The sequence below is a fragment of the Streptomyces sp. NBC_00385 genome, from assembly GCF_035917155.1.
GTDB classification, from domain to species: Bacteria; Actinomycetota; Actinomycetes; order Streptomycetales; family Streptomycetaceae; genus Streptomyces; species Streptomyces poriferorum.
Window position 1 is genome coordinate 3483771 of sequence record NZ_CP107951.1, and the last position, 19066, is coordinate 3502836.

22 protein-coding genes are annotated in these 19066 nt (G+C 72.5%); 4 read left to right on the forward strand and 18 right to left on the reverse strand.

Annotation, left to right across the window (positions count from 1 at the left end; translation table 11 throughout):
* The first annotated feature begins 64 nt into the window (after positions 1-64).
* Positions 65-697, forward strand: coding sequence for a TetR/AcrR family transcriptional regulator (locus tag OG959_RS15335; RefSeq protein WP_326658757.1), 633 nt, complete (start codon positions 65-67; stop codon positions 695-697).
* Positions 698-756: 59 nt separating this feature from the next.
* On the opposite strand, the gene OG959_RS15340 is transcribed toward OG959_RS15335, so the two are convergent.
* Genes OG959_RS15340 through OG959_RS15350 form a run of 3 tightly spaced genes read right to left on the reverse strand, consistent with a single transcriptional unit; the run spans position 757 to position 2407 of the window.
* The gene (locus OG959_RS15340; protein WP_326658759.1) at positions 757-1299 is read right to left on the reverse strand and encodes a GNAT family N-acetyltransferase; all 543 of its coding nucleotides are present in this window, start codon (positions 1297-1299) and stop codon (positions 757-759) included.
* 47 nt (positions 1300-1346) lie between these two features.
* A complete protein-coding gene (locus OG959_RS15345) occupies positions 1347-1595 on the reverse strand; it encodes a DUF397 domain-containing protein (RefSeq protein WP_326658760.1) in 249 nt (82 codons plus the stop codon).
* Positions 1592-2407, reverse strand: a complete 816-nt coding sequence (locus OG959_RS15350; protein WP_326658762.1) for a helix-turn-helix domain-containing protein — start codon at positions 2405-2407, stop codon at positions 1592-1594. The genes OG959_RS15345 and OG959_RS15350 overlap by 4 nt, the downstream gene beginning before the upstream one ends.
* 84 nt (positions 2408-2491) lie before the next feature.
* Between OG959_RS15350 and OG959_RS15355 the strand changes: the two genes are divergently transcribed.
* Both OG959_RS15355 and OG959_RS15360 read left to right on the forward strand, forming a co-directional pair.
* Entirely contained in the window at positions 2492-2911 is a 420-nt protein-coding gene (locus OG959_RS15355) for a hypothetical protein (protein ID WP_326658765.1), read from the forward strand.
* 57 nt (positions 2912-2968) lie between these two features.
* Complete coding sequence (locus OG959_RS15360; RefSeq protein WP_326658767.1) at positions 2969-4141, forward strand: HEAT repeat domain-containing protein; 1173 nt, start codon at positions 2969-2971, stop codon at positions 4139-4141.
* Between the two features lie 79 nt (positions 4142-4220).
* Here the strand turns inward: OG959_RS15360 and OG959_RS15365 are convergent, their stop codons facing one another.
* Positions 4221-4646, reverse strand: coding sequence for a DUF4267 domain-containing protein (locus OG959_RS15365; protein WP_326658769.1), 426 nt, complete (start codon positions 4644-4646; stop codon positions 4221-4223).
* A 57-nt stretch (positions 4647-4703) separates the two neighbouring features.
* Positions 4704-5150 (reverse strand): DUF1772 domain-containing protein, encoded by a 447-nt coding sequence (locus OG959_RS15370; RefSeq protein WP_326658771.1) that lies wholly within the window; start codon positions 5148-5150, stop codon positions 4704-4706.
* Between the two features lie 91 nt (positions 5151-5241).
* Here OG959_RS15370 and OG959_RS15375 point away from each other — a divergent pair, with 91 nt between their 5' ends.
* Positions 5242-5820 carry a TetR/AcrR family transcriptional regulator gene (locus OG959_RS15375; RefSeq protein WP_326658773.1) on the forward strand — a complete coding sequence of 193 codons (579 nt, stop codon included), beginning with the start codon at positions 5242-5244 and terminating at the stop codon, positions 5818-5820.
* A gap of 77 nt (positions 5821-5897) precedes the next feature.
* Here the strand turns inward: OG959_RS15375 and OG959_RS15380 are convergent, their stop codons facing one another.
* The 13 genes from OG959_RS15380 to OG959_RS15440 form a co-directional block, all read right to left on the reverse strand.
* Positions 5898-7037, reverse strand: a complete 1140-nt coding sequence (locus OG959_RS15380) for an NADase-type glycan-binding domain-containing protein (RefSeq protein ID WP_326658775.1) — start codon at positions 7035-7037, stop codon at positions 5898-5900.
* 1 nt (position 7038) lies between these two features.
* Positions 7039-7602 (reverse strand): phage tail protein, encoded by a 564-nt coding sequence (locus tag OG959_RS15385; RefSeq protein WP_326658777.1) that lies wholly within the window; start codon positions 7600-7602, stop codon positions 7039-7041.
* Positions 7599-9560, reverse strand: coding sequence for a putative baseplate assembly protein (locus OG959_RS15390; RefSeq protein ID WP_326658779.1), 1962 nt, complete (start codon positions 9558-9560; stop codon positions 7599-7601). Before OG959_RS15390 ends, OG959_RS15385 begins: the two co-directional genes overlap by 4 nt.
* Positions 9560-9997: a GPW/gp25 family protein gene (locus OG959_RS15395; RefSeq protein ID WP_326658780.1), complete on the reverse strand. Its 438-nt coding sequence runs from the start codon at positions 9995-9997 to the stop codon at positions 9560-9562. The genes OG959_RS15390 and OG959_RS15395 overlap by 1 nt, the downstream gene beginning before the upstream one ends.
* Complete coding sequence (locus OG959_RS15400) at positions 9994-10311, reverse strand: PAAR domain-containing protein (protein WP_326658782.1); 318 nt, start codon at positions 10309-10311, stop codon at positions 9994-9996. The genes OG959_RS15395 and OG959_RS15400 overlap by 4 nt, the downstream gene beginning before the upstream one ends.
* Positions 10312-10366: 55 nt before the next feature.
* Complete coding sequence (locus OG959_RS15405; protein ID WP_306082882.1) at positions 10367-12142, reverse strand: VgrG-related protein; 1776 nt, start codon at positions 12140-12142, stop codon at positions 10367-10369.
* Positions 12139-12813 carry a CIS tube protein gene (locus OG959_RS15410; RefSeq protein ID WP_442805743.1) on the reverse strand — a complete coding sequence of 225 codons (675 nt, stop codon included), beginning with the start codon at positions 12811-12813 and terminating at the stop codon, positions 12139-12141. Before OG959_RS15410 ends, OG959_RS15405 begins: the two co-directional genes overlap by 4 nt.
* Positions 12814-12916: 103 nt before the next feature.
* Positions 12917-13342 (reverse strand): phage tail protein, encoded by a 426-nt coding sequence (locus tag OG959_RS15415; RefSeq protein WP_148017400.1) that lies wholly within the window; start codon positions 13340-13342, stop codon positions 12917-12919.
* Between the two features lie 105 nt (positions 13343-13447).
* Positions 13448-16360, reverse strand: coding sequence for a hypothetical protein (locus tag OG959_RS15420; protein WP_326658790.1), 2913 nt, complete (start codon positions 16358-16360; stop codon positions 13448-13450).
* 4 nt (positions 16361-16364) lie between these two features.
* Positions 16365-16523 (reverse strand): DUF6760 family protein, encoded by a 159-nt coding sequence (locus OG959_RS15425; RefSeq protein WP_167535327.1) that lies wholly within the window; start codon positions 16521-16523, stop codon positions 16365-16367.
* The gene (locus OG959_RS15430; protein ID WP_219574296.1) at positions 16520-17014 is read right to left on the reverse strand and encodes a hypothetical protein; all 495 of its coding nucleotides are present in this window, start codon (positions 17012-17014) and stop codon (positions 16520-16522) included. The genes OG959_RS15425 and OG959_RS15430 overlap by 4 nt, the downstream gene beginning before the upstream one ends.
* Entirely contained in the window at positions 17011-17451 is a 441-nt protein-coding gene (locus tag OG959_RS15435) for a phage tail protein (RefSeq protein ID WP_124720830.1), read from the reverse strand. The genes OG959_RS15430 and OG959_RS15435 overlap by 4 nt, the downstream gene beginning before the upstream one ends.
* A 77-nt stretch (positions 17452-17528) precedes the next feature.
* Positions 17529-19055, reverse strand: coding sequence for a phage tail sheath family protein (locus tag OG959_RS15440; RefSeq protein ID WP_326658799.1), 1527 nt, complete (start codon positions 19053-19055; stop codon positions 17529-17531).
* Between the last annotated feature and the right edge of the window lie 11 nt (positions 19056-19066).

Here is a 19066-nt window from a genome sequence, read left to right on the forward strand (position 1 = left end):
CTCGGTGCGCTGCCAGGCCCTGGACGCTAACGGACGCCCCCGTCCGTTTAGGTAAAGTGAGAGCATGAGCGACGGTTTGCCTCACACGCTGCGTTCCGACGCGCTGGACAACCGCGAGCGCATCCTCGACGCGGCCCGGGCACTGTTCTCCGCCGACGGCCTGGACGTGCCGATGCGGGAGATCGCGCGGCGCGCGGGGGTCGGACCTGCCACCTTGTACCGTCACTTCCCGACCAAGCAGGTGCTGGCCACCGAAGCCTTCGCGGACCAGTTGCGCGCATGTCGCACCATCGTCGACGACGGGTGCGCCGATCCCGATCCGTGGCGTGGCCTCTGCCTGGTGATCGAGAAGATCTGTGAACTGCACGCGCGGAACCGGGGTTTCAGCGAAGCCTTCATGGCGGCCTTCCCGGGGGCGCCGGATGCCGGGGGCCGTGAGTACACGGTGAAAGCGGTCGCCGGACTGGCCCAGCGGGCCAAGGACGCCGGACGCCTGCGGCCGGACTTCGTCCTGGACGACCTGATTCTCGTCCTCATGGCCAACAAGGGGATCCACACCAGATCGGCCGACACCCAGGTCATGGCCTCCCGACGCTTCGCAGCGCTGGCGATCCAGGCGTTCGAAGCCTCACCTCAGCACACACCGCTACCACCGGCGGCACGACTGACAGCCGCTGCGCCGGACAACAGCGTCTGACGGCGAGTGGGCCGTGCCCTCCAACGAGGGCCAGGGCCAGGGCCCGCCCCGGGCCACCCTCAGCCCTTCGGAGTCGGTTTCCAGTCCTGTGCCAGCAGCCCGAGCAGCACCTCGTCGAGGAACTCGCCCATCACCCAGGCCGCCGAGCGCAGCACACCCTCGCGGACGAAGCCGTTGCGCTCGGCGGAGGCCAGCATCGCGGCGTTGTCCGGCAGCGTCTCTATCTGCAGCCGGTGCAGGCCGCGTACGACGAATCCGTACTGGCACAGGACCGCCACCGCGTCGGTGCCGTAGCCCTTGCCGCGAGCGGAGGGCCGCAGGCTGAGGCCGATATGCGCGGACCGGTTGTGATTGTCGATGCCCCACAGCGTCGCGGTGCCGACCAGGGTGCCCTCGCCCAACTCCACGACGGAGAACGGGACGCACGCCTGATCCTCGTCGTCGCCCACGAGCCGCGGGTCCTTCGAGTCGGGCGCCATCGGCCGCCACGGCCCGCCATCGGCCCGCGAGGCGTTGACCACGTCGTTGTAGAGCTCGGCCCGCAGAATGGGGATGTCGTCCTCGTGCCGGGCCCTGAGCCCGACCTTGTCGCCGCTTAGCATGCAAGCTTCCTAACCGACCGGGTCGGCGGGCGGCAAGCGGATAATCCCTAGGCGTTCGCGGCGTGGCCCAGGAACGCGGTCCAGGCGGCGGGGGCGACGGCGAAGGTGGGGCCGTCGGCGACCTTGGAGTCGCGGACGTGGACGGTGTGGGGGCAGGTGGCTACCTCTACGCAGAAGCTGTCCTCGTTGAGGCTGTAGCTGGACTTGTGCCAGTCGTAGGCGACTTCGATGCACTCGCCGCCCTCGTTGCCGCTGTAGCTGGACTTGAACCAGGTCAGTTCGGGCCCGTGACTCACAGTTGCCTCACCTTCGTCTCGATGATCTCCGCGGATTTCCAGGGGTTGAGCGCCTGGGCCCGCAGAATGCCGAAGAGGTCGAACATGTCGCTGACTTGCTCCGGCTTCGCGATCAACCTATCGCCGCCGTGAGCCTCCACGTACAGCAGACTGCGGCCTTCTCCCGTGGCCATCAACTTCATCGGCCCCATCAACCCCGCATGCGCGTGCTGAGCCGACGGCATCACCTGCACCGTCAGGTGGTTGAACCGCTCCACACAGTCGAGCACGTGCCGCAGTTGCTCCTTCAGCACCTCGGGGCCACCGAGCGTCCGGTCCAGGACCGACTCCTCGATGACGTACCCGATACGGGGCGGCGGCGTGCGCGACAGCACCGTCTGCCGCTCCAACCTCGCTCCGACGTGCCGGGCAATCTCGTCCTCGGAGTACGCCGGTACGCGCGACCGGTGCAGGGCATACGCGTAACCCTCCGTCTGGAGCAGGCCCGGGATCAGCATCGTCTCGTATGCACTGATGACGCGCGCAGTCCGCTCCAGCTTCGCCCAGTCCAGAAACTTCGGCGAGTACTTCTCCTCGTCCACCAGCTCGCAGCACGCCTTCAGCGCCCCGCCCGCCCCGAACACCCGATCCGTGTCGATCAGCAGGTCGCGCGACGGGATGCGCTCCGCCCGCTCGACCGCGCCCATCAGCGACTCCGAGATCAGCAGCTGCTCCGCCGCCTCCTTCTGTGTGAGCCCGGCCCGCACCCGGTGGATGCGGATGAGCTCCCCCACCAGCCGCCGCCCGTGTGTCGTCTCGCTACTCGTCCCCACAGCCCACACCACCCTCCCCACATCGCCCCGATGTGGATCGTGTCCTCCTGGTCACGCTACGCAGTCACCGGAATGCTCGTGGCCATGACGCAGAAGAAGCACCCCGAATGGGTACCCGCCTCGGGGCTCCAACTCCACCTGACCGGCATCCACTTCGACGCAATCCGGTTGCGCGGTGTACGGGGTGAGGCGGTACTGCACCACCTCGCCACCCTCACGGACGGCGATCCGGGGCCCGTCGTGCGGGAGGTCGCGGGAGGGCGGTGGACGTACTTCGTGCTCGAACCCGGCGCCAGCCAGGACTTCGACTGGCCGCCCGGCGCGAAGTGCTTCGGGCCCGCTGCCCGTGACCAGTACGTGGGGGTCCCGGCCGCGCACGGCAACACGTACCCGCTGAGCTGGCGGTGCGGGCCGCCCGAGGTCGGGGACTTCGTGGACGCGGAGCTGCTGCACGGCGTGGTGACGGCTCAACTCGTGCCCGAGGAGGTCCGGTTCCTCTCCTGATCGGCTCTGCCGACTACGCTGCCCACCGGGGACGACCGAGGGGGCGGGAGGAAGGCAATGACGGAGGCCGATCCGGAGACGACGGACGCCCTGTGCCTCGCCGTCGCCGCGTTCGACGGGCGCAGGGCGAATGCTCTGCTGGACGCCGGCGCCGATCCGCTCCGGCCGCTGCCCGACGGGAGCACACCGCTGCTGCGGGCCGTGGCCTCCGGCAACGCCGGCGTGACCGTCGCCCTGCTCAGGCATGCGGAGGGCCGGCTCACGAAGGAGGAGCGGACAGCCCTCCTCTCCTGCGCTCGGCACTGGTACGAGACCGGCGCCGAAACCGGGCTTCGCCTCGCGACCGGCGCGTCGGGCCCGGTCGAAAGCCGTAGGTTCGTCGACGATTTCGACCTCAGCGAGTACCACGTGATCACGCTCGGCGGGATGCGTGTGTGCGACGGCCATTCCGCCGTCCTCACCCGCCTGGAAGCGGAGTTGGGGTTCCGCCGGTCGTTCGACGAACTGTTCGCCCGGGCACTCGCCCGCGCCGACGCGGAACACGCCGACTGGTGGGAAGCAACCGTCGCGCTCGCGAAGCGGTCCGACGTGGAGGCCTGGGAAGCGGCCCTGGCGCTGCGCTCCGACCCTGATCCCCTGCGTCGGCAGTTCGCTGCGTACCTCATGTGGTGCTTCCTCATCGTCGAGCATCCCGCTACCTCGGAGAAATGGCCTTGGGAGCGGCGGGCCGTGGACGTTCTCCTGCCGTGGGCCACCGAGGAGACGGACCCGGCGGTGCTCGTGCCGGTACTGAGGGGGCTCAACTCCGTCGACGACGACGAACCGGAGATCGAAGAGCTGGGGCTGGCCCTCCGCACGCACCCGGACCCGAGGGTGCGCGTCCAGGTGCCGACGATGCTGGGCAGAACGCGATACGCGTACACCCACCCCGAGGCGTTGGACGCGCTCGCCGCGCTGGCTCGCGACCCGGACGCGCGCGTCCGCGCCCACGTGTGCGAGATCCTCTACTTGTTCGAGGGCCGTAGCCCCGCAGTCGCCGACATCCTGGCCGGATTCCTGGACGAGGACGACCAGTTGGTCCGCATCAAGGCCGTCAGCGGCCTCGCCGACGCTGACGACCCCCGCTGCCTGGAGGGCGCCCGCCTGATCGGCCCGGTCGACCGGGCGGAGTGGGAGGACACCTGGCTGCTGGATGCGCCGTGGCGCTACAAGCAGCGCCACGGCGGCTGAACCGGCCATCCGGGGCCCACCGGTGGTGGGGGCGGTCAGGGGCGAAACACACGGATTTGGTCACGGACCGATACGCGCCTCAGGCAGGCTGCGGGGCGGTCGTTGCCGGGGCAGCAGCGACGTTGCGGGTCTCGCGCATGATCAGCAGGCCGTTGACCACCATCAGTGTCGCGGTCAGGCAGTGGACGCCGAGCGCGGTGGCCACGGAGCCGTGGTGGGCCAGCACGTTGGCCATGTCGCCGTACGCGGCGAGGGCCTCCACGAGCAGCACCCAGCCCAGCGCCCGGCGATGGCCCGTCACCAGCAGGACGCCCAGGACCAGGGCCATGACGACGTCGCGGACTCCCTTGACCACCAGGAAGCCACCGCCGTCACCGGGCGGCCAGCTCGGCAGGCCGAAGCCGGGCGCCGTGGTCTCCGGGCTCAGGATGAACTCCGTCCCGAACCAGAGGATGAAGAGGATGAAAGCGGCGGCCAGGACGGTGTTGATCTTCCTCAGTGACATTGCTCTTCTCCCTGCGATTCGTCGTCGGCTCGGTGGGCGTCGTGGGCATCGGCGGTATCAGACGAGGGCGACGACCAGCAGGGTGAACGCGGCGACGATGACGGCGACGCGGATGTAGTGGTACCGGTTCCAGCGGTGCAGCTGCTCCTTCCAGTCGGCCGGCCGGTTCTCGGGGGTCCAGGTCTTGCCCAGGTTGTTGATCGGGACGAGCAGCAGGATCGACATGACCACGCTGACGATCAGCAGTCCGGCGGCGGTGACGACCAGGCCCGCGCCGTCGTGGTGCCATCCGGCGACGGCCCAGATCGCACTGAGGACGACCGAGCCTATGTACCAGAACGGCATCAGGGCGCCGAGCATCCGGCCGCCGTGGGAGTGGCCGAGCTGGCGGCTGTCCTCGGGAAGCGCGTCCAGGATGCGGCTCATGATGAAGGCGACGGAGAACTCCACCCCCACCATCAGGCCGACGACGACAGTGGTGACGACCTCGAGTGTGCTGAGCATGACGATCCCCTCCGTGAACTAGCGTTGCTAGGTGATGAGGCAACGCTAGCGCTACGAACGCTCGATTGTCTAGCGGTGCTAGAATCGAGTCATGTCGGTTAAGGAACGCAAGGAGCGCGAACGGGCGGAGCGCGAGCGCCTCATCGTGGTGACAGCCCGCGAACTCGCCGAGCAGCAGGGCTGGGACGCAGTCACCACCCGCCGGCTCGCCGAGCGCATCGAATACAGCCAGCCCGTCCTCTACAGCCACTTCCGGGGCAAGCGCGAGATCATCGGCGCCGTCGCCCTGGAAGGCGCCACTGAAATGGCCGCGGCGGTACGGGCCGCGACCTCCGCAGCGAACAGCCCGCGCGAGCGGGTCGCCGCCCTCGCCCGCACCTACCTCGACTTCGCCGAGCACAACCCGGCCGTCTACGACGCCTTGTTCCAGCTCGACGGCGGCCTGGCGTACGCGCGTGAGGACACCCCCGAGCCGCTGAAGGACGCCTTCGCCGCCCTGCTCGAATGCCTCGCCGAGGCCGCCGGCGACGGCGTGCACCCGGCACTGTTCACCGAGGTGTTCTGGGCGGCACTGCACGGCCTGGCGACCCTGACCCGAGCGGGCCGCCTGCTGCCCGAGGACGCCGGGCCGCGGGTGGAGCTGTTGGTGGACCGGCTCGCCATCGTCTGACACACGGCGCCGCAGGCACGTAGTCGGCGCCCGAGGGCCCCGACTACGTGCCTGCGGCGCGGGTCAGGTCAGTGCACCTAGGTGCGCTTGAAGTACTCGATCTCCCCGAGTGCGATCGGCCGCCCGCTCTCCTGACCTGCCGCCTCCCTCACGATGAACTCGATGGAGACGACGTCGCTGATGCCCGTCCGTACCGTCTGTTCACCCGGCTTGTCGGTGAGTGTCCAGGCCTTCTCGTGGATCTTGCCGTCCTTCGTCCTGATACGGAGATCCGCCTGTGTCGGCCTGGCGCCCTGCCGGAACGCCTCGGCCTTCGTCGACACCCCGGTGTGGACCGTGACGCCGACCAGCCGGAACGGCTTGGCGAACTCGGCCGTCAGCGCGGCGCCCGTCTTCGGGGCACCCCAGTAGGTGTTCGTCACTCCGTCCACGGCCAGCTTCGCCGCGTGCCCGGGGGCGGCCGCGCTCGCCGCGACGTCGGTGGGGCTGATCTCCCCCGTGCCGCCGAGCTTGTCCCGTACGTCCTCGACGACGTAACGCCCGGCCGGTACGAGCAGGAAGCCCGCGACCAGGAGGCCGGCGATCAGCAGAGCGATCAGACTCCCCCGCAGCAGCCGCCCCGAGCCGGCCCGGACCCTGCGGTCGAACGGCCACCTGGTGCGCCACCAGGGCAGCGGCTCCTCCCGCTCGCCCGGGTTCAGCGGCGTCGCGCAGCGGCGGCAGAACTTCCGCCCCGGGCGGTTGGATGCCCCGCACGACGGGCACGGCGTGCCGTCCGGCTCCTCGTTGGCCACGACCGGTCGGACGACGGGGCGCTGGGCGATCGGTACGCCGGGCTGCACGGCCATCACCGGCTCGTCCGCCACGGGCTCGACCGGCCGTCCCGGCCGTACCGGGGCCGGAGCCGGTGGTGCCGGTCGTACGGGGACGGGTGCGGGCTCGGGCGTGACCTCGGGTGCCGAAGGGGGCGGCTCCTCCGCGACCGGGGCGGGCGGTACGACCGGTACGGGCGGGGGCGGGGCGACGGCAGGCGTCGGCGCGGGGCGCGGGGCCGGGGGCGTCACATCGGGTTCCGGCGCGGGCGCGTCGGCCTCCGGAACCGGCTCCGGTGTCCGGGCGCGCCGCGAGGACGACCCGCCCAGGTACGTCCCGCAGCTTCCGCAGAAGTCCTCGTCCTCTTCGTTGGCGGCCCCGCACGCCGGGCACGAGCGTGTCACGTCAGTCTCCTGTCTCGTGCGGTGTGCCCGGCAGGATCTCCACCCGGCAGGTGAGGTGAGCGGGGCACGAGGCCTGGGCCACGGCCAGCACGCGGGCCGCGTCCACGGGCCGCCCGTCCGGAGCCCGGACCCGTACCAGCAGTTCCCCGGTCGGGGCGGGAGGGAGTTGGCCCCCCGAGACCGACGACCACGCGGCGCCGCCCCCGTCGTGGATGTCGGCCTCCACGCCGAAGCAGAGCCGGAGGTGTTCGGCGAGGCCGCGGCGGGTTCCGCGCCACCGGTGGAGCTCGACGGCGCGGGTGACGACGGCCCGGCGCAGGTCCACCGGCCAGGCCGGGTCGAGGTCGGCGCCGACCCAGGACGACAGCCAGGGCAGGAAGTCGTCCGGGGTCAGCGCGGGGTCGAAGTAGGCCGGGAGGTTGTCCAGGGTGGAGAGGACGGGGGCCAGGACCGTGTCCAGGCCCGCCGTGAAGCGCTGGGCGAGGTCGTCGTCCGCGTACAGGGCGGGCAGCAGCCCGCCGATCGGGTAGCGGCTGGGGAGTCCGGGGACCGAGGCCCTGGTCATGAGCGCCCGCCGGGACCGGTGGCCGTGACGACGACCTGGTGCTGATGGGAGAAGACGAGGGCGTTCTCGGCGACGTCGATGCGGTCCGCGGCCGCTCCCCGGCGTCCGGTGAGCGGGTCTGCGGGGAACAGCCGTACCTCGTCGACGAGTCGGACTCCGGGCACGCTCTGCAGGACGGCGAAGACCTCGCCGTACTGCACGGGCCTGCCGAACGGCCAGCCCGTCCCGTCCGTGCCGCCCCGCAGCGGGTCGATGTGGCGGAACAGCGCGTCCAGGGCCTCCGCCCGGACGCGGTCCACCTCACCCGCGTCCGCGACCAGTTCGGCGACCACGGTGACGCCCACGTAGGCGGGCGGTTCCACGATCAGCCGGGTGCCGACCAGGCGCCGTTCGTCGAGCCGCCCGGAGACCGCCGCCAGCACCGAGTCCGGCGGGATCAGCTGCTCGAACCGCAGCCGGCCGCCGTCGTCGGGGACCGCGTCGGGCACCACCAGGACCCGCACCGCGCCGCCCTCGCCCGCGACGGCGGGCAGACAGCGGACCCTGCGCAGCGAGCGCGCGGCCTCGCGGGCGATGACCTCGTAGTCCTCGGCCGTGACCGCCCGCTCCTGGACCCGGAGGATGTGGGGCGCGCGCACCTTGGCGTTCTCGACGCTCTCGCCGTCGACCCCGCCGCGGGCCGCCTCCCGGTTGGCGACGCCGGCGACGTACGGCACCGAGCTGCGCAGGACCCGGATGGCGCCGCGGGCCACGTTGCCCGCCGCCCCGCCACCCGTCCGGTAGCGCGGGACGCGGAGCTGGGCGCCCTTGGGGGGCACCGCCCCGTAGCCGCGCATCGTGCCGTCGGCCTCGCGGACCTCCGGCGGGAAGGCGAACCGGCCGGTGACGGCGTCGATCTGTACGTGCCGGTCCTCCGGCGACGAGGCCCCGAAGTGCTCCACCGGTGTCCAGGTCTGCCAGCCGTCGGCGGAGGACACCTGGACGAAGGGTGGTTCGCCGTCCAGCAGGAGCGGCACCCTGCGTACGGAGAACGTCTGGCCGGCGACCCCTTCGGAGGTGCCGAGCGGGACGTCGAGGACGGTCTCCGCGTGTTCGACGCCGGTGGTGCCGCCGACGGTGAAGACCTCGGCCTCCCGGATCGTCGGCGACTCGGAGTAGAACGGCTGCCCCGGTTCGGGCGCGGTGACCCGGCAGCGCAGCCAGCCCGCCCTGATCCCGGCCGTCACCGAGGCCGTGTGCCCGGCGGGGACGAACACGGTGATCTCGCCGGGCCTGTTGAGCCCGCCGGTGCTGTCCGTCCCGGTCTCGCAGGGCACCCAGCGGGCCCCGTCCCACGCCTCCCACACCAGCGGCGGCTGCCGGGGGTCGACGCCGACGCCCTCCACCCGGCTGTCCAGGCGTACGGCGACGATGCACCGGGGCACGGCGGTGGGCAGCCCGAACAGCAGGGCGTCGCCCGGTTCCGGGCGGGACTGGAAGCAGGGGATGTCCTTGCCCGCGCCGAGCGGCGCGGTGCGGTCGGTCTGGTCCCCGGACGCGGGGGCGGTGACCAGCCTGGTCAGCGAACTCGGCACGATCGCCAGGTCGTCGGTGGTCGAGAAGACCACCGCCTCCTCCGTCTCACCGCGGGCGGTGGCGACCTCCGTACCGGCCGGGAGCCGTATGGTGTCCGGCTGCGGGGCGGACAGCCAGAAGTCGACGTCGGCACGGGCCACCGTCGGCGGGAACAGCTGGACGCCCAGCAGGTCGAGGAAGGCGGAGTAGTTCCGGTCCGGCACCCGGTTCAGCCGGTAGAGCAACTGGTCGACCATGTACGCGAACGTCTCGATGAGCGTGACCCCGGGGTCCGACACGTTGTGGTCGGTCCATTCGGGAGAGCGCTGCTGGACGTACCGCTTGGCCTCGTCGACGAGTTGCTGGAAGCGGCGGTCGTCCAGGTTGGGGGAAGGCAGGGACATCAGCGCGCCTCCGGTTCTTCTGCACTCGCCTCGGGACTGCCGGAGGACGGGATCGTGTAGAAGGGGAAGACGAGGTTGCGCAGGTCGTTGGTGGACCGCACGGTGTAGTGCACGTCGATGTAGAGGGTTCCCTCGTCGACGGTGTCGAAGGCGACCACCACGTCCCTGACCTCGATGCGTGGTTCCCAGCGCTCCAGTGACGTACGCACCTCGTGCGCGATGCGGCCCGCGGTGGCGCCGTCGCCGGGCGCGAAGACGTAGTCGTGGATGCCGCAGCCGAACTCGGGGCGCATCGGCCGCTCCCCCGGCGCGGTGCCGAGCACCAGGCCGATGGCCTCCTCGATCTCCTGGTCCCGCTCGACCATGCCGATGCCGCCCGTGGCGCCGACCCGCAGCGGGAAGCCCCAGCCGCGGCCGACGAATCCGGCCCCGCTCATACTGGGCCTCCGATCAGGACGTTCGGCGCACCCATGACGATCTTGGCGCCGCAGCTGGTGGTGTCGCCCATACGGGCGGCCGGGAGTCCGCCGATCAGGACCGCGCCACCGACCACGGCGGCCGGGTTCGGCATGACGACGTTCCCCGGTCCGAGCAGGGCGTGCGGAGGGATGACGCACACGTGGAGGCTGCCGGTGACGGCGGCCGGCCTGCCGCCGATCAGCACGGTGGCGACGGCGACCGCACCCGGTGGCGGGGTGCCGATGACGCCGCCGTGGACGGTGGGGTCGCCCGAGCGGGCTGCGGGGGGCATGGCTGCTGTTCTCCTTGCTGGGCCGGGGAGTTGGTCCCGGTGGCGGGTTCGGGTGTCAGTTGATCCGGATGAGCCTGGCCTTGAGGACGGCGAGCAGTCCGCCGTCCACGGTGACCCCGGTCTTGCCGTTGATGGTCACCGAGGCCCCCTTCACCTCCACGTTCCCCGTACCGGCGTCGAGCGTGATGCCCGACCGGCCCAGGGACAGGGAGCTCAGCACCCGGGAGGTGCCGCGGGCGAACACCTTCAGCGCGATCTCGCCCTTCCGCTCGTCCAGGGTGACCTCCAGCTGCTTGTCGCCGGTGGCCAGCCGTACTCCGGACGGGCCGCGCGGGGCGTCGAGCAGTTCGATCCGGTTGCCCGAACGGGATACGAGGGAGCGGCGGTTGACCTTGCCGCTGGTCGGGTCGACGAGCGGCACGTCGTGCGGCGACGGCTTGTCGACGCCGTTGTAGAGGCCGCCCAGCACATAGGGGCTGTCCAGCAGGCCCTGTTCGAAGCCGACCAGTACCTCGTCGTTGACCTCGGGGCTGAAGACCCCGCCGCCGCCCTGGCCGCCCCACTGCACCGTACGGACCCAGTCGGACACATAGGTGTCGTCGAGCCAGGGGAACTTCAGCCGGACCGAGCCGCGTTCGCCCTTGCCCCTGCCCTCGCGGATGTCGGTGACGACGCCGATCGCGAGGCCCGGAATGCGGGGGCCGCGCGGGGGCGCTTCGCCGCCGCCGGTGAGTCCGGTCAGGGAGCGGTCGGGGGATGCGCTGACCAGTACGGTCGTGCGGTAGCCGCCGTGCGGGTCGAGGACGTGGTGGGACGCGGTCGCCGTGTAGCGGCCGGCGAAGGCGGGTCCGACGTTGCCGAGGGTGACGGGTTCACCGGCCCGCAGCCGGGGGTTCCCTTCGGCGACCGCCTCGATCTCCCCGAAGCCGGAGCTGACCCGTGCAGCCACCGCACCGGCCACCGCGCCGGCCTCGGCCTGGGTCCGGTACGGGGTGTCGGCGACCGTCATCCGGGCCTTCGGGCCGAACGCGCCGGCCGCGGCGGACGGGCTCAGCCCGGGGACGACCGTGGTGGAGCGGACGGACGGCTGGCGTGCCACGAGGCGGGTCTTCGTCTCCACGTCCCAGCCGCGCACCTCGACGCTGTCCGCCCCGTCCGCACCGGTCAGCACGGCCCGCAGGGCCAGCAGGTTGCGCCCGTACTCCAGGACCATCGGATGCTTGGTGGCGGACGTGGCGGGCGAAGGCGCCGACGCCGCCGGCTTCGGCTTCACGAACTGCAGCAGGCCCTTCTCGTCCACCCGTACGTGCGCGCCGCTCTCGCCCGCCAGGTACTGGAGGAAGTCCCAGTCCGAGATGTTGGGCTGCGTCAGCTGCTTGTACATCACGGGCGCCGCCTCGACCTTCCCGCAGGTGAGTCCGGCACCGGCGGCGACCTTGCGGACGATGTCGGCGGCCTTCATGTTGCGGAAGGCCACCACCTTCCGCCCGCGCTGGAGCCGGTGGGCCTTGGAGAAGGCCCGGACGACGGTGAAGGAGCCCGTGGTGTCGCTGTCGAGTTCGAGCGCGGTCACCTCACCGGTGAACAGCCGCTCGCGGGCCCGCTCCTGGACCGTGACCACGGAGATCTTCAACGGGGTGCCGATGGTGATTCCGGTGGCGGTGAGCAGCGTGTGGTACGGATCCCGGTACGTCAGTACGGCGGTGTCCGGAAGGCCGACGTTCTCGTCGACCGCGCAGCTCACCAGCTGGGCGGCCCAGGCCGCGGGAAGCTCGGCGGGCGCCTCGACGATCGGGTCGGCGGCGAAGGAACGGGCGGGTGCGGGGCTCACCGGGCGCCCTCCGAGGTGTGGTCTTCCAGTCCGGGCACGAGGAGTTCCGTGCCCGGGGCCAGCTGCATGGGGTCGTCGATGTCGTTCGCCTCGGCGATCGTGCGCCACGCGGTGGCGTCGCCGTATTCGCGCCAGGCGAGCAGCGGCAGGCTGTCACCGGCGACGACCCGGTGGGTACGGCGTGCCTCCTTCGATCCGGACGTGGGGTTCTGCCCGGCCGGGTCGACGCTCGCCTCCTCGATCGACAGGGAGCAGGTGGCGCGCAGCGGCTTCCCGTCGACGTCGAACAGCGTGTACGAGACGGAGAGGCTGGAGAGCACCCCGTCGAACGACGTCGTCTTCGACGTCCCCCAGTCGAACCGCACCCAGGGGCTCGACGGCTTCTTGCGGCCCAGGCTGCTCGGGGTGGGCACGCAGGCGGTCATCAGCTGCTCCACGGCCTTCTCCACCGAGTTGTCGTGGGTGGCGGTGGCGTCCAGGAAGACGTCCAGGGACAGCGACCGGGGCCCGCTGCCCACGAATTCGGGCAGCGCGGACTCCCCTGCCGTCCGGGAGGGGGTGCGCCGCCACTCGGTGCTCTTGGACAGGGAGAGCGTCGCCGGATTGAACTGCAGCGTGAGCCGGGCGAGGGTGCCGGACGGTTTGGCGCCCACGTCCGTCGGCGGCTCCATGATGGTCAGCTGGGCACGGGCACGGCTCGTGCGGGCGGCTGCGGCCACGGTGTTCCTCCTTCCTGCGCGTCTCCGTCGTCAACTCGGTTGCGGGCCCGGGCCATCAGGACGGCACCAGGCCCTCGTGCGCGATCTCCAGGGTCTCGATCGCCGCCTCGGAACTGGACGGGTCGAAGGACGGCCCCTGCCAGCGCACGGGCACGATGCCCTGGATCTGCCAGCTGATGATGCGGCTGAGGTCCGGCCGGAGCGCGACGATCTCCCCGTCCTTGCGCTCCACCCGCTGGGTCGTCTCGTTCAGCCAGCGCGCGATCTTCAGCGTGTCGGCGGTGACGGGGCGGGTCAGCGTGATGTTGGTCCAGGTGATCCGCCCCGGCAGCTGCCAGGTGAAACCGTTGTTGCCGCCCTCGGCGTACTGCTCCAGCTCGACCTCGGCGCCCAGCCCCGAGCAGGTGTGGAAGGCACCCAGGTCGCTTCCCCCGATGGCGAGCTTGAAGAACACGCTCGTCGCGAAGATGTTGTCCGTCATGTGCGCTTCTCTTCTTCTCTGCGGTCCGTGGGGTGGCGGGTCGTGCGGGTCGGGCGGGTCGGGCGGGGAGTTGCGGGGAGTTGCGGGGCGTGCGGGCCGGTGGTGTCAGCGGCGGCCGTCGTACGGCCGTCCGGAGCGTTCCCGTCCTCTGCGCAGGTCGGCCCGGAGCAGCCTGCTGACCGGGTCGAGCAGCCGGCGGGCGAGCTCCTCGATGTCCACGCCGGCTGCCTCGTTCGGCTGTGGCGTACGGGGGGCGTTCGGTCCGGCCGCGGGGGCGTCCGCGGATGCGGCGGGGGTACGGGCGCTCTTCGCCTGGACCACCCGCACGGGCACTCCGGAGAGCCCCGCCTCGGCCACCGCCCGCTGGACCGCCTGGGCCTGGGAGCCCGTGGCGCGGTTGCCGGCGGCGGGGCTCCGGGGCGCGGGACTTCCCGGGCCGCCGCCACCCTGGGCCGGGCCGGGACGGGCCGGGACGGGCCGGGAGGCACGCACGGTGAGCGCCTGCGGTGCGGCGGTCGGGGCGTCGTCCGGCGGAGCCGGTCCGACGGCGGGTGCTCCGGTCTCGGGTACCACCGGCAGCTGGAGCCGCTGCACCGGCACGGCGCCCCCGGGCCGGACTGACCCGGGCGGGTGCGGGCGCACCACCGGGACGGGGGGTGCGGCGGGCGGGGTGGGCGAGGCGGGCGGGGTTCGTGGAGTGCGTGAAGCCGGTGGGGTCGGTGAAGTGGACTGCGTTGCCGGGGGCGGTGCTTGGGGTGCGCGGGTGACTCGGCGCACGGCCGGTGCGGTGCCTCGCGGGGCGACGGGTGCGGATCGCTGGAGGGTGGCGCGGGCGGCCGGGGTGGCCCGGGTTGCTGCCCGGGTTGCCTGAGCTGCTCGGCTCGATGCCTGAGCTGCTCGGTTCGTTGGCTGGGTAGCTTGGGTCGATGCCTGGGTTGTCTGGGTGGCCTGTCGCACCTGGGTGGCCTGTCGCGCCCGCGTCTGCGCGCCGGGGCCTTCCGATGACGACGACGGTGGCCCGTCCGGGTCCCGCCGCTGGGCGTCCCGCCGCCAGGTCGCCGCCACGACGGGCCGGCTGGTGGTGGCCGGCACGGGGGCCGAGAAACCCTCCGCCGCTCCGGTGCTCACGGTCAGGGTCCGCCGGGCGAGCAGGGCGCGCGAGCGCTGGACCGCGACCGCTGCGTGGCCTCCCCCGGTGGCCGGCCCCGGCGCCTGCCCTTGTTGGCCTCGCGGGCCGATCCGCCGGACGCGAACCGGAGTGGGGACGGGAGGAGTGGCGTTGCTCGCGGACGTAGAGGTGGTGCTCGTGGCCGTACGGGCAGGGCCGCCCGAGGCCGCGGGGGAGGTGGCCGAAGGTGTGCGGGCGGTGTCCACGGCACGTTGGACCGCTGCAGGCTGCGGGGCGGTCGATGCCGGTCCGGCGCCGGGCTGGGCCGGTGCGCGCAGGGGCATTCCGGCGGGCGGGGGCGAGGCGGTCGCGGGCGTCTGCGGCAGCCCCGTCGATCCTCCGCCCGGCAGCGGGCCCGTGGTTCCGGGCCGCGTCCGGCGGGGGTCGCCCAGCAGCGGGGCGCCGGGCACGGGGCCGGCGGTCGGCGGGAGCGAGGAGAGGGGCGCGCCGAGTCCGCCCCGGGTACGGGCCTGCGAGCCCGGGCCCCCGGGCGCGGGCGCCTGCGGTCGGGGCGCGGGGGCGGGCTGGACCGAGGGCGCGGGGCCGGGAGGAGCGGGGGTGCCGGCCCGGGTGGCGGAGGGTCCGGACTCCGGGGCCGTCCCGGAGGTCGGGGCCGCCCCCGGAGTCGGGGCCGTCCCGGGCGTCGGGCGTCGGCGTTCAGCAACCGGGCGTTCAGCCGACTGACGCTGGGCCGACCGGCGTTCAGCCGACTGCCGGGGCCGCTCCGCCGAGGGCGCCGCCGGAGCGGGGGAAGCGGTCACGGGCGTGGCCGTTCCCTCCGCCTGCCGCTGGACCACGGGCAGGGCAGGGCCTTGCGGTGCCGCTGGGCCCGGGGACTCGCTCCCGTCCCTGCCGGGCAGGGCGAAGGGGGCCGCATGCGTGGGCAGTTCCCGCAGGGGCTTGCCCAGGGCAGGCCGTACGGGATGCGCGGCAGACGCCAGGTCCGGGGCGCGTTCCGGCGGGGCGGCAGCGGGCAGGCGCTCCCCGGCATCCGGGCGGTGGGTTCCCGTCGCACCGGGTCCGGCCGTTCGTTCAGCCGGGCCGCTCGTCTCACCGGGTCCGGCCGTCGGGCCAACAGGGCTGGACGGCACGGTGGTTCCTGGCGTCACGAAGGCCGCGAGACGACGCGGAGCCGCCACCGGCCGGCGGGCGACGATCAGAGCCGGCGCGGTGCGGCGCGGGCGGACCGGGGCGGGCCGCGTGACGGTGGCGGGTGCGGTGTCGTCCGAGGCCGCCCGGGTCACCGGAGCGGCCGACCGCTGGACATCGGCCACGGAAGCCGCCGGAGCCCGGACCACGGGCGCCGGATCCGACCCGGCCCGGACGGTCGCGCCACGCGGACCGGCACCGGATCCGGTGCCGGCACCAGGCTGCCCGCCCCGCCGCCCGGCGTCGGACGCCCGGCCCGGGGCGACGGACGACGCGGCCTGTCCGGGCGACAGCTCCGGCTCCGGCTCCGTCCGGACGGCGGCGGCGCGCAGGAGCAGGGGTGTTCCGTCGGTGGTGGGGCGGGCGGTGCCCGGCCGAGTGACACCGTGGATGAGGCCCACCGGTGCGGACGGCAGGACGGCATGGCCGAGCTCGCCTCCGTACGCGATGTTCTGCCACGAGGCGAGCCGGGACCTGAAACGCAGTCCGTCGCTCACCCCGATCGAGGACCGGGCAACAGTCACGGCCGGCGGCGCGACCCGCCGCCAGCCGCCGTCCCAGTCCGCCTCCCGGCTCACCGGCCGGACGTCCTCCTCCGGCAGCTCCGGCCCCGCGGCCGGAGTGTCGTCGCCGGACGCCCCGGGGACGGGGGCGGCGGCCTGCCGCCGGTCTCCTCGGCGGAACCAGTCCCTGAACTCCACGCCCTCACCCGCTCTCGTTGACGCGGGTGTTGATCCGCGCTATCTCCCTCACCCACTCCTGCCGCTCACCGTGGGTGAGGTCGAGGATGTCCTCACGCTGCCAGTGGAAGTGGTAGGCGATGTACGCGAGCTCCTCCCGCAGCCGGGAAGGCGCGTACGTCACGATTCCCCCAGGCGTTCACCCGAGAGGTCCACCTCGAACGACCCGTGGCACAGCGGGCACGTCACCGCGGCGTGGGTGTGGCCCTCGCTGTTGATGCGGCGGTAGAAGTCCTGGAGGAACGCCACGTCGGTGGCGTACATCCGCTCGACCACCCCGGCGTGCACGTCGGTGACGGTGCCGAGCCGGGTGATGACCTGGCTGAGCAGCACCACGCTCAGGTACGCGGGGTTCTCCTTGACCCGCAGGTCGATCTGCGGGCGCAGCTCGTCCCGGGCCGTGGCAAGCCGCATCGACCCGCTCCGGTGCACCTGGCCCTCGTCGTCGACGTAACCGCGCGGGAGCTCGAACTCGAACTCCGTACGCAGGTCCTGACGGTCCCGCTCCCGGGCGGGAGGAGGCGTCGGAGCCTCCTCGCGCGGGGCGGGCGCGGCGGCGGCGAGGCTGTCGAGGACCTCGTCGAGGCCGCCGCCGGAAACGGTCCTGCGCCTCATTCGACCACGATCTCCTCGAAGGTGATGGTGACCGTCTCCGTCGCCGCGCTGGACTCGCCGGCCTTCAGCGAGGGGCCCTCCCACTTGCTGGCCCAGCCCTGCATCAGCTGGATGCGGCGGACGGTCTCACCCTTCGAGTCCTTGATCTCGATGGTGAGGTTCTGACGTGCGGTGTCGACGGCTCCGTTGTTGAGCGTCTCCTTGATCCACTTGGTGAACTCGCTGCTCTTGTCGAGCCCGCGGGTGATCGTCACCTCGCCGGCCTGGCGCGCACCGGGCTGCTTGCGGATGATCTGCTTGCCCTCGGCGGTCACCTGGCGGACCTCGACGACTTCTTCCTCGACGGTCAGCCCGCTGATCTCCTGGATCGACTCCACGAGATAGCCGCCGAGCTGCACGCCGAAGACGTGGGTGGAAAGAGCATCGCCCTCTGCCATGGCTGTGTGTCACCTGTTCTGTTCGTTGCCTGCGGGGGTCGGTCCTCGACGAGGACGGGGCACTCGTCGAGGGCGGGTCACTCGTCGACGAGGCTGGTGCTGTCCGAGAACTGCGCGAGGCGGAAGATCACGAACTCCGCGGGCTTCACCGGGGCGACGCCGATCTCGCACACGACCTGGCCGAGGTCGATGGACTCCTGCGGGTTGTTGTCCCGGTCGCACTTGACGTAGAAGGCCTCCTCCGCCGTCCGGCCGAAGAGCGCGCCCCGGCGCCATTCCTCGGTGAGGAAGGCGGTGACGTTGCGCCGGATGCTCGACCAGAGGCGGTCGTCGTTCGGCTCGAAGACGACCCACTGGGTGCCCAGGAGGATGGACTCCTCCAGGTAGTTGAAGAGCCGGCGCACGTTGAGGTAGCGCCAGGCGGGGTCGGACGAGAGCGTGCGGGCGCCCCAGATGCGGATGCCCCGCCCGGGGAAGGCGCGGACGCAGTTGACGCCGATCGGGTTGAGCAGGTCCTGCTCGCCCTTGCTCAGGCGGAGTTCCAGGTCCAGCGCCCCGCGGATGACCTCGTTGGCGGGCGCCTTGTGCACCCCGCGCTCGCCGTCGCTGCGGGCCCAGACACCGGCGACGTGGCCGCTCGGCGGGATCAGGGTCTGCTGGCCGGTGGCCGGGTCGAGGACCTTGAGCCAGGGGTAGTACACGGTCGCGTAGCGCGAGTCGTATCCGGCGTCGTCGTTGCGCCAGGTGCGGACGCGCTGGGCGTTCATCCCCGGCGGGGTGTCCAGGACGGCGACCCGGTCGCCCATCTGCTCGCAGTGCGCGATGACGGCCAACTGCACGGCCCTGACGCCCTCGTCGTCGATGTCGCCGCGGCGGTGGGCGCTCATCAGGTCCGGGACGGCGACCATGGTGATCTCGTCGATCGCCTCAAGGGCCGCGATGCCCGTGCGGGCCGACGCGTCGCCCACGTACTCACTCGGACCGGTCCGGACGGTACCGCCCGCGGCCGGGGCGGCGGGCGAGAGCGAGAGGCTCTGGTTCTCGGGGCGGGTCTGCGCCGCACCGGGCTGTTCGGTGACCTCGACGAGCTTGGACTGCCGGGCCTGGGTGACGAGATAGCCCTTGACGTTCTTGCGTACGGAGGTGTCGTACGTCTCCGCGACCTTGCCGCCCTGGCGCACCAGCAGCCGGAACCGGTCCTCCGGAGGGTTCTCGCCCTCGGGGTCGGCGACCTCGATGGACAGGCCCTCACCGGCGCCCGGGCGGGCGGAGACCAGGAAGCCGCCGAGGGCGACGGGCGGGGCCGCCGCGGGCGCGGAACCCTGCGGTGCGTCCTCGGACGGGCCGCCGATGCGGACGATGTACGCCGCGCCGCCGCCGTTGCTGAAGTAGCCGTGGACGGCGAGCGTCAGGTAGGTGTCGGGCGTGAAGGTGCCGAAGGCCGATACGTACTGGTCCCAGCTCGTCACCAGCGTCGGCCGGTGGAAGGGGCCCGTCTCCGCGAACCCGACGAAGGCGGCGACCGCGGTGCCGACTCCCTCGATGGGCCGTGCTCCGGACTGCACCTCCTCCACGTATACACCTGGGGTGAGGTACGACGGCATGCTCGCTCCTT